Source organism: Enterobacter cloacae complex sp. ECL411 (genome assembly GCF_021869665.1).
Classification (GTDB): Bacteria; Pseudomonadota; Gammaproteobacteria; order Enterobacterales; family Enterobacteriaceae; genus Enterobacter; species Enterobacter intestinihominis.
On the sequence record NZ_CP091488.1, the window covers coordinates 16398 to 31119 of the forward strand.

Genomic DNA, 14722 nt, shown 5'->3' on the forward strand with positions numbered 1-14722 from the left:
TTATTCTGAATACAAAGACTTAAAATATGAAAATCGTTCATAACCCTTCCTTCCTGACCCTTTAATTATCGGCACATCAGGGAAAAGATTTATGCTAAATTTATCATTTATTCAGTACGTTACATTGTATATCAGGGGTATTTTCAGTATTAACATTATGTTCCTTGTGACGGCTCTCCACCGTTAGTGAGGGCATATTCCTCACGCAGTTTTTTGGCTGCCGCTTTCCAGGTTTTCGCCCATTCTTCATTCAGTCGTCCTTCACCAACAATCTTCAGGGCAATGGCATAGGGTGTTCGTCCTTGTTGTCCGGACAGCCACAGAATGTGCTTATCAATCTCATCATCCGGGATGTCATCGACTATTGAATGGATAAGTTCGAGGTCGTCCTGTTGCCAGGGTTTCCCGGTGCGGGGAAAGACGGCATTCGGTTCACGCGGTTTTTTGGCCTTCTCTGCCTTTTTTCCTGAACCCGCTACTTCCAGGGCTTCATCTTCAGCTGCGATCAGCCGCTGACGCTCCCCCAGTCCTCCGAGTATTGCAACCGTCCTGACCATATTCTCGCGGTGTTCCCGTGTCAGACTTCTTTCATCGCAAATCAGGTCATTCAGGGTGTCAATCAGGCTATCTATCCGGCTCTGTGTCAGTTTCACTCTTCAGGGTCCTTCACGGTTTAATTGGCTTCAGCATCATGTGAAGCTCATCCATCATCAGCCACGGGCGCCCGGGGGTTTTATTGCGAAAATAGCGGCCGCGAGGCAGGCGTTCACCCGGTCTGAGTCTGTAGAGCCAGTCCCTGAATGCCGCGTGAGTTTTGATACGGCTACCGTCAAGACGTACCAGTTTGCCGTTATCACCGGCTTTCAGGCCGAAATCTGCCAGGCTCTGTGTCACACAGACAACTCTGTGCGGAAAGGGTGAATGTTCTGTCATGAGCAATACTTCCTGAACATGATGGAATGGTATTTTCTGGCCTTCAGTTGCAGGACGTTCTTTCCGCTCATTGTGGAGGCTGCCAGTGAGTTCAGCCAGGCTTCATTCTCACTGAACTTGATTTTCAGCGTCATATAACCCCTGACCATAATTTCGTGAGTCCCCATCTGAATCCGGCCGTCCTGTAACCTTGCGCGGGCGTCAGATCCAGGAACCGGGGAAATCAGTTTTCCGCTGATCTCCATCTGATGCTGTTTACTGATACTGTCAGCAATCAGCACCAGGGCGTAATGAGGATGGCTACCGGCGGGGATCTCTACATCCACCGTGTCTTTCAGGCTATATTCGCGGGTCAGGGCATCGTATCCCTTCCAGATGACAGAGTCGACGGTGGCCTGATAGCTGACGCTGGCTTTAATTATGTTCATTTCTGACATGAAACACCCACTCCATTTGTGGTGCGACAGTCTGCATTCACGTCATTCAAAGACGGTGTGCAGGAAGGGTTTCTGCCAGGTTAATCCTGGCTCTCGTTAATCTGGATATGTACCGGAAGACCCGCGTCATAACAGGCCTGATACCAGTCAGCCACCTGTAGGGGATCGCCTTCCATTATCTGACGTATTCCACCTGCATTCGTCACTTGCAGACAGGTGGAGCCGTCGAGGCGGATCACGTAGACTGCCTGACGGATACGATGAAGGCTGTCACCGAGAAGAACCTCCATCGCCTCACCTGTTTCCGACTGGCGCAGGGGCAGACTGTGCACCTTCAACTGGCGCTGGCGGGAGATTTCGTCATCTCGGGCTGCCTGATAAAGCGGTTCCGCTACATCGCGTCCGGTCCCGGTCAGCTCGACGGCCAGCTGCTGGTTAGGCGCGCGTAGGGTGCGAAGCCAGCCCGCGGCTTCCATGCGCCGGCAGGAGGCGCGCAGGTTCGGCCCGTACACCGGGGCGTCCCCGCCCTGCTCCAGCACCCGCTCAATATCCCGCGTGGCCACCGGCCCCGGACGTTTCGCATCGAGGGCGGCCAGCACAATCAGCACCCGCCGCTGCAGCGGCGATGGTCGGCGCGCCTGAGTCATTGCTTATCCGTCTCCGGCCAGATGAGTTTTCTGAGACGCTGATGATCGACGTCTATGAGCGCTTTGGTTTGTTCGTAATTGTTCAGTGGCGCACCAGTAAGCGCCAGTTCATACCAGAATCCCAGCAGGGTGCTGGCCTTACTCGATTCGCTGATATATCTAACGCCCTGGCTGTCCAGCTCGCATTCCCGGATACGTTCTTCCGCTATCCGGGTCAGCTGCTCATAGCTGAGTGAAAACGTCACTTCTTTCTCATCCATCCTGCACGCTCCGTCTGATAATGTCCGGTTAAATGTAAAATCAAACTTCAAATGATTTTACACTTAATTGGTAAATATCATATCAGATATGATTTCATGATTAATAATGAATATCACATACAGTATGATTTTATGTGTTTTGTTTACTTATCATATCTCATACCGTTTTCCCGCCGCGCAGATCCGGTTTCTGGCTAAATCGGATCTCCAAACTACAGCTGGGTTATTTTGCTAAGATGCCGGAGATGGAAGCAGGGGAGTAAGCTGATATAATGATGTAAGAACAAATCTTACATTAAGAAAAGGAGGGGGTATGGCCCGTACGATGACGGTGGACGTGGGTGATGAGCTGCGTGAATTTATCGATTCCCTGGTTAAGGCCGGTGATTACCGTACCCAGAGCGAAGTCATGCGAGACGCACTGCGTCTGCTGCGCGAGAAACAGGCAGAATCACGCCTTCAGGAACTGCGCGATCTGCTGGCCGAAGGACTCAGCAGCGGCGAGGCGAAACCATGGAACAAGGATGCATTCCTGAATAATGTCAGAGCCAGGGTGGCAAATGAAAGAGATTGAGCTGACACCCAAAGCAGAAGATGATCTGGAAGCAATCTGGGACTACAGCTTCCGGCAGTTCGGGGTTGTTCAGGCGGATGCGTATATCGGCCGAATAGCAGCGGTGTTTGACGTTCTGGCCATGCATGACATCGGCACGCATCGCTCAGAGCTGGGAGACAATATCTGCTCGCTGCCGGTGGAACAACACATGATCTACTTTGTGTCATCACATTCGGTGATTACGGTCATACGTATTCTCAGCCAGTCTCAGGATATGGCGCGGCATGAACCATGGAGATAACCAGGCAAGAAATTAAAATGCATACAAATCAATTGCTTGATTCGTGTAATCTATCTTATGTTAAATAACATGCAGGCATAACCAAAAAAGACATTGTGTATGGCAACTTTCATTATTATTCATTTTTTTATAAAAAAAACGCTCCCGGTCGGGAGCGTAAGCCAGTGACTTTGGCGTCAAATGAGGGTCTTACAAGTGGAGCTACGGGTTAATTCTGGGTGATCTGGCTGCGATGCTTTTCAGCCTGCTGCTGATGAACAACGGAAGACTGACCATTATTCGCCTTCTCATGCACAACAGCGGCTTTTTCATGTTCGTTCATTTCAGAAAATGACTTTGCTGTTTCGTTGGTAGCTCCTGATTTTCCTTTCATCATTTTTTTATGCATTTCCGCCATGCCCTGGTGGGCAGAAGCGTTGCCGTTTTGCATCATTTCATGGGACATTGCAGCCTGATCGTGCCCGCTCATATCCATCATTGTCATGCTGTCTCCTTGAATAGCGCTTTTTTCAGCGGTTGACTGCATCTGATGGGCAGGTGCCTGGGCATTATTTACCTGGTCATGCATGTTCATTGTCTCTGCAGCCACGGCGGTTGAAGCGACAGCCATAATGGCAGCAAATGATACAAGGATCTTTTTCATGGTTGGGTCTCCGGTGTTTTCATCCCCAAACAATCAACGGCTTATAACAGAGAAAGCATTTGATCTCAGGGCTGGTTATTCATCACTTCAGGAACCAGGCGATTGAGTATCTCGCCGCTCCTGATTTATGAATGATTATAAAAAACCGCCTCTGTTTCTCGCGTGACTGAATGATGACATTTTTGTCACCTTCCATATTTCTCCTGAATAACGGGATTAATCCATTAACAGGCGCACTTTGAACACAATTTCCCGCTCCTGCTGTTCTGCTGACAACTCGCCGCCGTGAGCATGAATGATCGACCTTGTAATTGATAATCCCAGCCCTGCGCCTTCCGTGTTGTGAACCCTTGATGAGTCTGCGCGATAGAACCGGTCAAACAAACGTTCCAGATTAGCGGGAACCGGGCCAGACATCGTATTCGTAATCATCACGTTCACACAGTCACTGTCACGCTCAAGGTGTATCGCTGTACAGGTGTTATCGGGAGAATACTTGATTGCATTGGAAAGCAGGTTACTGAAAGCACGACGCAGCATATCGCTGTCTCCGGCAACAACCCCCTCTCCTTCAACCGTGATTGTCTTTCCTGTTTCGTCTGCCAGGGGCTCGAATAACTCACGTAATTCATTCAGTTCGGCGGCCAGGTCCACATCATGTTTATCCAGCTGCAGCAGACCATGCTCTGAACGTGCCAGAAAAAGCATGTCACTGGTCATTCGTGACAACCTTTTCAGTTCTTCCAGGTTAGCGAATAAAATTTCGCGGTAATGCGAAACATCCCTTTCCTTAGCCAGTGCAAACTGCGTCTGCATCATCAGATTACTGACCGGTGTGCGCAGCTCATGCGCGATGTCAGACGAGAAATCTGACAGTTTCCGGAATGACCCCTCCAGGCGATCGAACATGTTATTGAACTCCTGCATGGTCTCAGAGATTTCCGGCGGAGCCAGATCGGGATTAAGACGCTGATCCAGGCTGTGTACGGTCATGGAGGAAGCCAGACTGGTCATTTCCCGTAACGGTTTCAGACCAATACGTGTGGTCAGCCAGCCCAGAAAAATAGAAATAAAGACCAGACCGATATTGAACCAGAACAGCCAGGTACTGAGCTTATCCATAAACAGGGTGTGATACCCAGTATCCGTGGCAACCGTAATGATGAAATGTTTGCTTTTACCCTGTTCCGGCGTCACGGCAACCCGCCGCGAGATACTGCGGTACACGGTGTTATTTTCTTCCGTCTGGATCATATAGTCGAGAATATCACCCGACTTATTAAGCAGAACCGCTGGAACAACAGAATTTTTGGCATACAGTTCCACAATTTTTTCATTTTCCATATTTTTTATAGAAATGAATAAACCATTGTGCCCTACCATCGCATCGTTTATTTTTTCTGATAATGACTTAATATCCGTTTTGTTCCGGAACGTCTCTGTTTTAAGAAACTCTTCGGTGAGCTGAAGTTTACCTGTCAGAAAATCGCGGTCCTGATTATCGAAATAGCCATTAAGGGTGCTAATCAGGATAAAACTTGATAACCACCATACCGTAAGCATCACCGCAGAAAAAATCAGGCTCAGGCGTGTGGTCAGGGAAATTTTGAACCTCACTCTTCTCTGATCTCCAGGACATATCCGGCACCGCGAACGGTATGGATCAGTTTTGGCTCAAAGTCATCATCAATTTTACTTCTCAGACGTCTCACGGCGACATCAATCACATTCGTATCACTGTCAAAATTCATGTTCCAGACCAGGGACGAGATAAGACTCCTGGGTAACACTTCTCCGGTGCGTTGCAGCAGCAACTCAAGCAGAACGTATTCTTTACCGGTGAGATGGATCTTCTTCCCCGAACGGATCACGGTCCGGCGCACCATATCAACGGTCATATCGGCGATGGTGCAGACTGTTGCGGCCTGCGAGCGTGCCCGGCGCAGTAGGGTTCTTACACGTGCAACCAGCTCCGTAAAATCAAAGGGCTTAATCAGGTAGTCATCTGCGCCAAGCTCCAGTCCTTTCACTTTGTCCCGCACGTTGTCCTTTGCGGTTAAAAACAGGACCGGTTCTTCGTGCCCGGACTCCCTCAGTGCGCTGATGATTTGCCACCCGTCGAGGAAAGGCAGCATCACGTCCAGTATTATCAAATCATACTGTCCCTTCGACGCGGCCCCGAGACCATCGCGGCCATTATTAAAGAGATCGGCCTGATAGCCTTCCTCAACCAGTCCCTGCTGCAGGTAACGACCTGTTTTTTGTTCGTCTTCAACGATTAAAATACGCTGCATGGTCAACTCGCTGATATGAAAGTAAAAATCTCACGCATGAGCTTTGGCTGTCCCCTAGCTGACCTGAGACGGAGCAAGCATTCCGAGCCACGCTACGGCGCCCAGAATGATAATCGCAACAACGAATTCTGTCAGGATGCTGTTTCGCATCAGGGCAACGCTGCGATCATAATTCCCTTCCCTGACCATAACTTCAAGCCGGGGACCCAGGTGAAACCGGTTTGCTGCAGCCAGAAGAAGCATCAGAACAAACAGAGCCGTCTTGGCAAGCAATATCCTCCCCCAGGAACTGTTGAATAAGGGAGTTAAGTTACCCTCAGCAATATACAGATAGTTGACCAGCGCACTCAGGATCAGGGCTACAACAATCACCGTTCCTGCCGTGGCAAATTTTGCCAGGGAGTCAGATATCACAATGACGCTCTGTGCATTATGCTCGTTTCTGCGCATCAGCAGGATAGCAAATGCAACCAGAGCACCTGTCCAGGCACCTGCAGCGCCGAGATGGGTCAGATCGCTCAGTAAATGGAGATAGTAATGCAGACCGTCATGCATAACGGCGTGTCCTCCCCAGGCAAGTGTAGCCAGCGCCACGCCCCCACTCATCGTCATCAGCAGGCAGGACAATACTCTCTTATTAGTGTAAAGGAACAAAGCACCGAGTGTGGTAAACAGGGCACAGAGCCTGACAATCCAGCTAATACCCACATCAGTTTCTTCTATCACCATCTCGATAACATGGATGGATAATTCTCTGAGGTCAGTTACTCCACTCATGGCATTAGATACCAGGAGCATATTAATGCCAGTAAGAATGATGCCTGTAACAACAGCAAAGGTTATAAACGACCTGAAATTAGTCAGGTTATAGGTTTCATGTCTGACACCGCTTATTCCATATATCTGAAAAAATGGCAATCCAAATATTACCATCAAATCCAGATAAAGAAGAAAACGAATAACAATCATAATCAGGTCGTTCATAATATTACTTCACTGTAAAGGTGTAATTACCGGTAATAGGGTGCGTATCTGAAGAAACCGCGCGCCAGTCAACACGATAAGTGCCAGCGGGTAAAGGCTCTCGCGGAATAATGACCATCGATTTAGGGTCAGCGCCTGGCGCCACTTTTGCCGCGACCGGCATCGGAGAATGTGATGACATGCCTTTCATACCCGTCATCGTTAATTTTGCACCTGAGAATTTCACGGTCAGATTTTCCGAGAAATTAAGCTGAATCTTTTCCGGGGCCGCTACGGCTGAATCAGCCTGTGGCACAGAGCTTTTTAATTCCGGATGGGCCATAGCAGAGAAAGCAACGCCCATAACGAGGCCACCTGTAAGAATGGCTTTATTTAAAATCGACATTTTATTTACCTGTTTAGTTGAGTGTTTTATATCAGTGCGTTAAAACCAGATTCTGGCTCCCGCCAGGAATACTACCTGATGGTCTTTCTCACCTTCTCTTTTCGCCATATCGGATGTTTTCCCGTAAAGTTGATTCCAGGAAACGCCTATATAGGGTGCAAACTCACGGCGTATTTCATAGCGCAGCCGGAGCCCCAGCTCTGTGTCAGTCAGTCCCCTGCCGCGACCCCGCGATTCATCATCCTGACTGTAGAAATTCACCTCATAGGATGGCTGGAGTATGAGCCGGTTAGTCAGTAAAACGTCGTATTCTCCTCCCAGACGAAGGGCTGCTTTTCCGCCATTACTGACAAAACCCGTAATTTCAGACTCAAAATTATAGAGTGCCAGCCCCTGAAAACCGACAGCAGCCCAGGTCCGGGCAGAAGCAGGTCTGAAATCCTGCCTGACACCCGCAACCAAATCCCACCATGGGCCAACCGCATGTCCCCAGAGTAACTGCGCTTCAGCCGCCTCCGTTTCCCCATTGCTTCGTTCACCTTCACTCTTTAGCCAAATCCGATCTGTGTCGCCTCCAATCCAGCTGTTAACACTCCAGCTGAAATTGTTGGTGTTATCCGACCGTTGCCATTCCAGTTGATCCAGCAGAACCAGATAATTAATCGCACTGTCGTGAATCGCATGCCCCTGTAAATTGCCGAATGCAGCCTTCCGGTCGGCATCGGTAACAGGCGGAATTGGCGTTCTGCTCTCAGTTACAATGGGCTCCATTGACGTCATCTCAGTGAAATTCTCATCTGCTGGCATCTGCATGGCAGACATGTCGTGCCCGGCGTGGGGATCTGCAGAGACGGAGCCCGCCGCAATAGAAAGCTGTGAGGTAAACAAACCGGCGACCAGAACAGGTATGGCCTTCAAATTTCTCTTCATTCGCATCATTCCTCCACCCGGACTTCACGAAACATTCCCATTTCCATGTGATAGAGCAAATGGCAGTGATACGCCCAGCGGCCAAGCGCATCTGCTGTCACTCTGTAACTGCGTTTTGTACCAGGGGGAACATCTATTGTGTGTTTACGAACCATGAAATTACCGTTTTCATCTTCCAGATCGCTCCACATACCATGCAGGTGAATGGGGTGAGTCATCATGGTATCGTTGATCAGCGTGATCCTGAGCCGCTCACCGTATTTCAGCAGCACCGGTGCGGCATCTGAAAACTTGATTCCGTTAAATGACCAGGCAAACTTTTCCATGTGGCCGGTTAAATGCAGTTCTATGGTACGGCCAGGTTCACGTCCGTCAGGATCCTCAAAGCGGCTTTTCAAATCCGCGTACGTGAGAACCTTTCTTCCGTTATTTCGAAGACCAATACCCGGATCATTTAATTTCGGAGAGACGCTCATCGCCTGCATATCAACCAGTGGGTTATCCGTTTCTGACGCAGGATGACTTTGCATACCCGGCATTCCGGCCATCCGGGAATGATCCATACCGGCCATGCTGCTGTGATCCATGGGCGCGGAGGATGTCCCGCTATCCGGAAGGTCAGCACCGTCCATAGACATCATCTCTCCGCTGTTATCCATGCCTCCCATCTGGCTGTGGTCCATTCCTGCCATATCATGTCCCATTCCCCCCATACCCATATCTTCCATGGTCAACAGAGGACGGGGATCGAGGGGGGGAACGGCAGCACTTAACCCCTCTCTCGTGGCCAGTGTCCCTCGAGCGTAACCGGTCCTGTCCATGGATTGTGCGAAGATGGTATAGGCCTCACCCTGAGGCTCCACAATGACATCATAGGTTTCGGCAACGGCAATCCTGAATTCGTCAACGGTAACCGGGTTTACATACTGGCCATCTGCAGCCACGACCGTCATTTTCAGCCCGGGGATACGGATATCGAAATAGGTCATTGCCGAGCCGTTGATAAACCGTAAGCGTATCTTTTCACCGGGACGGAACAGTCCGGTCCAGTTTTTCAGCGGGGCCTGCCCGTTCATGAGATAGGTGTAGGTGTAGCCACTGACATCCGCGAGGTCAGTCGGATTCATTTTCATTTCAGCCCACATTTTCCGATCGGCAATGGTGGCTGACAGCCCCCTGGTATTCACGTCGCGGAAAAAAGAGCCAACGGTTGGTTTATTGAAATTGTAGTAATCCGACTGTTTTTTTAATTTTTTCAGCAGGCTGTGAGGATTTTCATCGGTCCAGTCAGACAACATGACCACATGCTCACGATCGTAAGCAAACGGTTCTGGCTCCCTGGCATCGATGATAATGGCACCGTATACCCCCTCCTGTTCCTGCAGACCGGAATGGCTGTGGTACCAGTAAGTCCCGTTCTGCTTAACCTTAAAGGTGTAAACGTAGGTATCATCAGGCTCTATGCCCATAAAACTCAGCCCCGGAACACCATCCATATTGGCCGGAAGAATAATGCCGTGCCAGTGAATGGACGTCTGTTCATTAAGACGGTTTTTGACCTTCAGGGTAATGGTGTCACCTTCTTTCCAGCGAAGAACGGGCCCCGGCAGGCCTCCATTGATTGTTTTGGCCTGACGCTCACTGCCCGTGATATTGACGGCCGTTTCACCAATGGTCAGGTCAAACTGAGTACCCTGCAGGGATGCGGCAACTGGCAGGCTCAGACTGGAACGCGCATTGAAACTCCATACGCCAAGACTTCCGGCTACGCCAGAGAGGGTTAACCCCTTCAGGAAAGTTCGTCGAGACGTTTTCAACAGCATGCGCATTCCCTTATTTAAAGTATGGTTACTGACAGAATTCGAGAACCGATTTAAATTAAATTACTGGTTCATCCACTTACAATGAAATGAATCTAGCACACCTTAAGAAACAAATTCATTACAATCGTGTAATGTACATAGCTGTATTACATTTACGTCATCTTCCCCACAGGTTGATTATTTTTATATATGATCATAAGGACATCTTTTATGTACCTCAGAAGGTAATTACACATGAATATATTAATCACGACCACTGCGTTTACAGCTTTATTTTGTGGGGCAGCTTTTGCTCAGTCCAGTGATATTGCCCATGAAGCACATCGATTTGTTAATAATGCCTCAGCCGTCAGTCATGTGAACTCCTCGACGCATGAAAACTTACCGGACAGGGTTAATAAAAACAACACGCCCTCATTCTCTGAAATGAATGAACATGAAAGGGCCATTGTTGCTCATTCATTTATGAACAACAGCGCGTCCTATGCGCATCAGAAAATGATTGAGGAACATAAAAAAATGCTGTCCGGCAGTGATGCAAATTCAAAGACCTCGTCTTCTTCTTTTAACGAACTGAATGCCGGAGAAAAAGCCGCTCTCGTGCATGAGCAGGTCAATAATGCCGGTGCGGAAGCACATCAGACGCAGGCAAGAAAGCTTCGCGGGCTGTATTCGACCAGGTAACTGCAGGCGGGTTAGTGCTTAGCGTCAGGTGCGCAGCAGGGCTTTACTGACGGGTTACGTAGCAGGACATGAGCCCCATATTGCTCTGCCGTAACCTGTTTCAGTCCCGTTAATCATCACCGTCGGGCTGGTCATACAGTTCCCAGAGCTTCAGGAGCAAACGGGAAACAAGATATGTTACAAAAATGACGACCATCAACGGTGCTCCCGATTAACTGACAGATGACACGCCTCCTGAAAACCCCTAGCATACGCCGCAGTGTTCATGCTAACGGCGAATTCCAGTAAATGTATTCTACCGATGTCGTAAAAGAAAATGCCTACCTTTCAGCCACCCGCTCGGGGCTGGAATCGAACGAGATCGCTACTCTTCAGCGCTCCTTGCCTTCCCGGTTTAATCTGCGGCATTTGAAAAAAAATGAATCATTAAAACTCGTACTGCAAAAGAAAGCGGGAAAATCACGTGTAGTGGCCTATAAATTTACGTCCGGTTCATTTAATTACACGGCGTATCGTATATCAGACAAAAAGTTCTATAACCTTTCCGATACTTCCGGGAAAAGCAGTCTCGATTATCCGTTACCGGCCACAGCAAGACTCAGTTCGCCTTTCAATCCTGCAAGACTTAACCCGGTATCGGGAAAAGTGAGTCCCCATAATGGCATTGATTATTCCATGCCCATGAACACGAAAATAGTCAGCGTCATCGACGGAAAAATCACCCGGGCCGAATACAACAGTACCATGGGATATTTTGTTGAAGTAACGGGAAAAGCCGGTGTTAAAACTCGCTATCTCCACCTCAATAAAATACTCGTTACTAAAGGGGCCAGGGTTACCCGGGGAGGCGCTATTGCGTTATCCGGTAACAGCGGACGTTCATCCGGTCCTCATCTGCATTACGAGCTGGTCATCAATAACAATCCTGTTAACTCACTGGCGTTCCGGACAGCGGCACCCGCTGATAACAAACTCGAACAGCATGCCTTTGCGCATGCCAGAGACTACGAACGATACCTGGACTGATAACGGGACCGCGACGCGGTCCCGTCTGCCAGATTAATTTTTTTTATCGTTTTCACTTCCGTTATGTTGATGCTCTCCATGCCCTCCGTGGCCGTGGAAAAGATGCATTAGCGGACAGACCAGCAATAAAAGATATGGCCAGTAACCTGCCACATGTGACCAGTGTTCGCGCAGGAGGGCAAATGCCGCAATCGCGGCGACAGCAATAAGCGCATAGGTGGTACTTTTCATACTGGACTCCTTCTGTTCGTAACAGACCCTTCACTCAGTGTTATTTCCCGAGCCTGACACTTTTCAGACGCAACGCATTCACAATGACGCTGACGGAGGAAAGAGCCATGGCCGCCGCCGCAATAACTGGCGACAGCAGTATTCCATACACAGGATAAAGCAGACCTGCAGCCACAGGCACGCCAAGTGCGTTGTAGATAAATGCAAAAAACAGATTCTGTCGGATATTTTTCATGGTGATCTCTGACAGATGACGGGCCCTGTTCAGCATCATCAGGTCGCCTTTGAGAAGGGTGACACCGGCACTTTCAATTGCCACATCTGTACCCGTTCCCATGGCTATACCCACGTCAGCCGCTGCCAGCGCCGGGGCATCATTCACACCGTCTCCGGCCATCGCAACCACATGGCCAGACGCTTTCAGTCGGGTTATTACTGCTTTTTTGCCATCCGGCAGAATCCCGGCTTCAACCTCATCTATTCCCAGTTTCCGTGCGACTGCTTCAGCAGTAAGCTGGTTATCCCCGGTGAGCATAACAATGCGGATCCCCGCCTGACGCAAAGCTTTAAGCGCATCCGGCGTGGTTGCTTTCACGGGATCCGAGATAGCTATCAGACCTGCAAGGTCCCCGTCTGTGGCCACATATATAACGGTAGAGCCTTCCATCCGCAACGTATCCGCAACGGCCTTTTGATTATCAATAACGATACTGTTTTCCTGCATAGCCAGTTCATTACTAATAACAACCCGTTGACCTTCGACATCGCCTGAGACACCTTTACCCGACGGCGCATCGAAATGAGTGACTGCGGGTATTGCGATTCCCTTTTCCTGCGCTGCTTTAACTACTGCCATACCCAGCGGATGCTGCGAGCCTTTTTCCACTGCGGCCGTTACACGCAAAAGAAATGTTTCCCCACCCGGATTGAGACTGATAATCCCTGTCACCGTAGGCGAACCTTCCGTGAGCGTGCCTGTTTTGTCGACAACCAGCGTGTCCACTTTTTCAAGACGCTCAAGGGCTTCGGCATTCTTGATTAACACCCCGGCCTGGGCTCCTTTGCCCACTCCCACCATTATCGACATCGGCGTGGCCAACCCCAGCGCGCAGGGACAGGCAATAATCAGGACCGATACAGCCGCAATGAGACCGTGCGCCATCCTGGGCTCAGGCCCCCAGACAGACCAGATCACGAAAGCAACAACTGCGATAAGTATCACCAGAGGAACAAACCAGCCTGAAACGCTGTCAGCCATTCTCTGGATGGGGGCACGCGAACGCTGTGCATCAGCGACCATCTGAACAATTCGTGAGAGCATCGTTTCATCACCGACTTTCTCAGCACGGATGATAAGACTACCTGTCTGATTAATCGTCCCCCCAATGACAGGGTCGCCCTCCGTTTTGGTAACCGGCATAGACTCCCCAGTCACCATCGATTCATCAACGGTTGTTTTGCCTTCGATCACGGTACCGTCGACCGGAATACTCTCTCCAGGTCTGATGCGGAGCTTATCGCCAGGTAGGACATCTTCCGCATTAATATCCGTTTCATGACCGTCATGATCCAGCCGCCTGGCGGTTTTGGGGGCAAGGTTCAAAAGCGCAGTAATGGCACCTGAGGTTTGTTCCCGTGCCCGCAGCTCAAGAACCTGTCCCAGCAGAACAAGCACCGTAATAACTGCTGCGGCTTCAAAATAAACGGCCACCAGGCCATCCATGTTTCTGAACGATGCAGGAAACCAGGAGGGAAAGACGGTTGCAATGACGCTGTAAACCCAGGCTACGCCGGTCCCCATTGCAACAAGGGTAAACATATTCAGGGAGCGGTTACGCAACGACATTCCGGCCCGGGTGAAGAATGGCCAGCCACACCACAACACGACTGGAGAGGCCAGAAGCAGCTGTAGCCATGTGTTGTACTGTGGCGGTACTGTATTCCTCAAGGCGGGAAACAAATGAGATCCCATTTCGAGTATCAGAACCGGAAACGCCAGCAACAACCCCAGCCAGAAGCGTCTTGTCATGTCGTGAAGTTCATCACTCGGCCCCGTGGATGCCGTAGCTACGAGCGGCTCCAGTGCCATTCCACAGACAGGACAGCTTCCGGGACCACTGCGGCGTATCTCCGGGTGCATCGGACATGTCCACACACCTTCAGAATTCTCTTTTTCCGCCTGGTTGTGAGGCTGTTTTATCTGATCAGGGCTGACTTCGTGATGATCGTGGTGATGGTGATGGGAATGTTCACTGGCATCTTCGGTAAAATAATGATCGGGATGGGCTTTAAATTTGCTCTCACAGCTGGCGGAGCAGAAATAAAGCTGATGGTCCTGGTATCGAATGCTGCTGTGCGCCTTGTCAGGCAGGATGACCATCCCGCACACGGGATCTCTCACCTTATGCAATACGTGGCCCTCGTCCGGGGATAATGTCTGCTCAGAAGCAGTCTGGTTGTTGTGTTGCACTGCATTGTCATTTTTCACAGTAACTCTCCTTATGCATACCGAAGCATCTTCTGTCTTCAGGGTATGTCATGGATGCGATTACCACGAATATCGCCGGCACAGGAGTGCCTGCTACCGG

18 protein-coding genes are annotated in these 14722 nt (G+C 49.9%); 4 read left to right on the forward strand and 14 right to left on the reverse strand.

Going from position 1 to position 14722, the window contains the following annotated elements:
* Nucleotides 1–155 precede the first annotated feature (155 nt).
* From L3069_RS24640 to L3069_RS24660, 5 genes are all read right to left on the reverse strand, one after another.
* Nucleotides 156–653, reverse strand: coding sequence for a hypothetical protein (locus L3069_RS24640; protein WP_217188905.1), 498 nt, complete (start codon nucleotides 651–653; stop codon nucleotides 156–158).
* Between the two features lie 13 nt (nucleotides 654–666).
* Entirely contained in the window at nucleotides 667–933 is a 267-nt protein-coding gene (locus L3069_RS24645) for a hypothetical protein (RefSeq protein ID WP_217188908.1), read from the reverse strand.
* A complete protein-coding gene (locus L3069_RS24650; RefSeq protein ID WP_127851268.1) occupies nucleotides 930–1370 on the reverse strand; it encodes a hypothetical protein in 441 nt (146 codons plus the stop codon). Before L3069_RS24650 ends, L3069_RS24645 begins: the two co-directional genes overlap by 4 nt.
* A gap of 80 nt (nucleotides 1371–1450) precedes the next feature.
* Nucleotides 1451–2017 (reverse strand): hypothetical protein, encoded by a 567-nt coding sequence (locus L3069_RS24655; protein ID WP_127851269.1) that lies wholly within the window; start codon nucleotides 2015–2017, stop codon nucleotides 1451–1453.
* Entirely contained in the window at nucleotides 2014–2277 is a 264-nt protein-coding gene (locus tag L3069_RS24660) for a hypothetical protein (RefSeq protein ID WP_127851270.1), read from the reverse strand. Before L3069_RS24660 ends, L3069_RS24655 begins: the two co-directional genes overlap by 4 nt.
* 313 nt (nucleotides 2278–2590) lie before the next feature.
* Between L3069_RS24660 and L3069_RS24665 the strand changes: the two genes are divergently transcribed.
* Entirely contained in the window at nucleotides 2591–2851 is a 261-nt protein-coding gene (locus tag L3069_RS24665; protein WP_127851271.1) for a type II toxin-antitoxin system ParD family antitoxin, read from the forward strand.
* The gene (locus L3069_RS24670; RefSeq protein WP_127851272.1) at nucleotides 2838–3134 is read left to right on the forward strand and encodes a type II toxin-antitoxin system RelE/ParE family toxin; all 297 of its coding nucleotides are present in this window, start codon (nucleotides 2838–2840) and stop codon (nucleotides 3132–3134) included. Before L3069_RS24665 ends, L3069_RS24670 begins: the two co-directional genes overlap by 14 nt.
* Nucleotides 3135–3342: 208 nt before the next feature.
* Here L3069_RS24670 and L3069_RS24675 read toward each other — a convergent pair whose 3' ends face one another.
* From L3069_RS24675 to pcoA, 7 genes are all read right to left on the reverse strand, one after another.
* Nucleotides 3343–3777, reverse strand: coding sequence for a hypothetical protein (locus L3069_RS24675; RefSeq protein WP_059443650.1), 435 nt, complete (start codon nucleotides 3775–3777; stop codon nucleotides 3343–3345).
* Between the two features lie 216 nt (nucleotides 3778–3993).
* A complete protein-coding gene (pcoS, locus tag L3069_RS24680) occupies nucleotides 3994–5394 on the reverse strand; it encodes a copper resistance membrane spanning protein PcoS (RefSeq protein WP_217188907.1) in 1401 nt (466 codons plus the stop codon).
* Nucleotides 5391–6071, reverse strand: a complete 681-nt coding sequence (gene pcoR / locus L3069_RS24685; protein ID WP_001188930.1) for a copper response regulator transcription factor PcoR — start codon at nucleotides 6069–6071, stop codon at nucleotides 5391–5393. Before pcoR ends, pcoS begins: the two co-directional genes overlap by 4 nt.
* Before the next feature lie 54 nt (nucleotides 6072–6125).
* Entirely contained in the window at nucleotides 6126–7004 is an 879-nt protein-coding gene (gene pcoD / locus L3069_RS24690; RefSeq protein ID WP_229692861.1) for a copper resistance inner membrane protein PcoD, read from the reverse strand.
* 55 nt (nucleotides 7005–7059) lie between these two features.
* Nucleotides 7060–7440: a copper resistance system metallochaperone PcoC gene (gene pcoC / locus L3069_RS24695; RefSeq protein WP_000025662.1), complete on the reverse strand. Its 381-nt coding sequence runs from the start codon at nucleotides 7438–7440 to the stop codon at nucleotides 7060–7062.
* 39 nt (nucleotides 7441–7479) lie between these two features.
* Complete coding sequence (gene pcoB, locus L3069_RS24700; RefSeq protein WP_001378118.1) at nucleotides 7480–8370, reverse strand: copper resistance outer membrane transporter PcoB; 891 nt, start codon at nucleotides 8368–8370, stop codon at nucleotides 7480–7482.
* 5 nt (nucleotides 8371–8375) lie between these two features.
* On the reverse strand, nucleotides 8376–10193 hold the full coding sequence (gene pcoA, locus L3069_RS24705) for a multicopper oxidase PcoA (RefSeq protein ID WP_000925242.1): 1818 nt from the start codon (nucleotides 10191–10193) through the stop codon (nucleotides 8376–8378).
* A 234-nt stretch (nucleotides 10194–10427) separates the two neighbouring features.
* On the opposite strand from pcoA, the gene L3069_RS24710 reads away from it, so the two are divergent.
* Both L3069_RS24710 and L3069_RS24715 read left to right on the forward strand, forming a co-directional pair.
* Entirely contained in the window at nucleotides 10428–10877 is a 450-nt protein-coding gene (locus L3069_RS24710) for a copper resistance protein (RefSeq protein ID WP_001023257.1), read from the forward strand.
* A 288-nt stretch (nucleotides 10878–11165) separates the two neighbouring features.
* Entirely contained in the window at nucleotides 11166–11903 is a 738-nt protein-coding gene (locus L3069_RS24715) for a peptidoglycan DD-metalloendopeptidase family protein (protein WP_127851227.1), read from the forward strand.
* Between the two features lie 33 nt (nucleotides 11904–11936).
* Here L3069_RS24715 and L3069_RS24720 read toward each other — a convergent pair whose 3' ends face one another.
* Both L3069_RS24720 and silP read right to left on the reverse strand, forming a co-directional pair.
* Nucleotides 11937–12134 carry a DUF2933 domain-containing protein gene (locus L3069_RS24720; RefSeq protein ID WP_127851226.1) on the reverse strand — a complete coding sequence of 66 codons (198 nt, stop codon included), beginning with the start codon at nucleotides 12132–12134 and terminating at the stop codon, nucleotides 11937–11939.
* Nucleotides 12135–12174: 40 nt separating this feature from the next.
* Nucleotides 12175–14622 carry an Ag(+)-translocating P-type ATPase SilP gene (gene silP / locus L3069_RS24725; RefSeq protein ID WP_236901936.1) on the reverse strand — a complete coding sequence of 816 codons (2448 nt, stop codon included), beginning with the start codon at nucleotides 14620–14622 and terminating at the stop codon, nucleotides 12175–12177.
* Nucleotides 14623–14722: the final 100 nt, after the last annotated feature.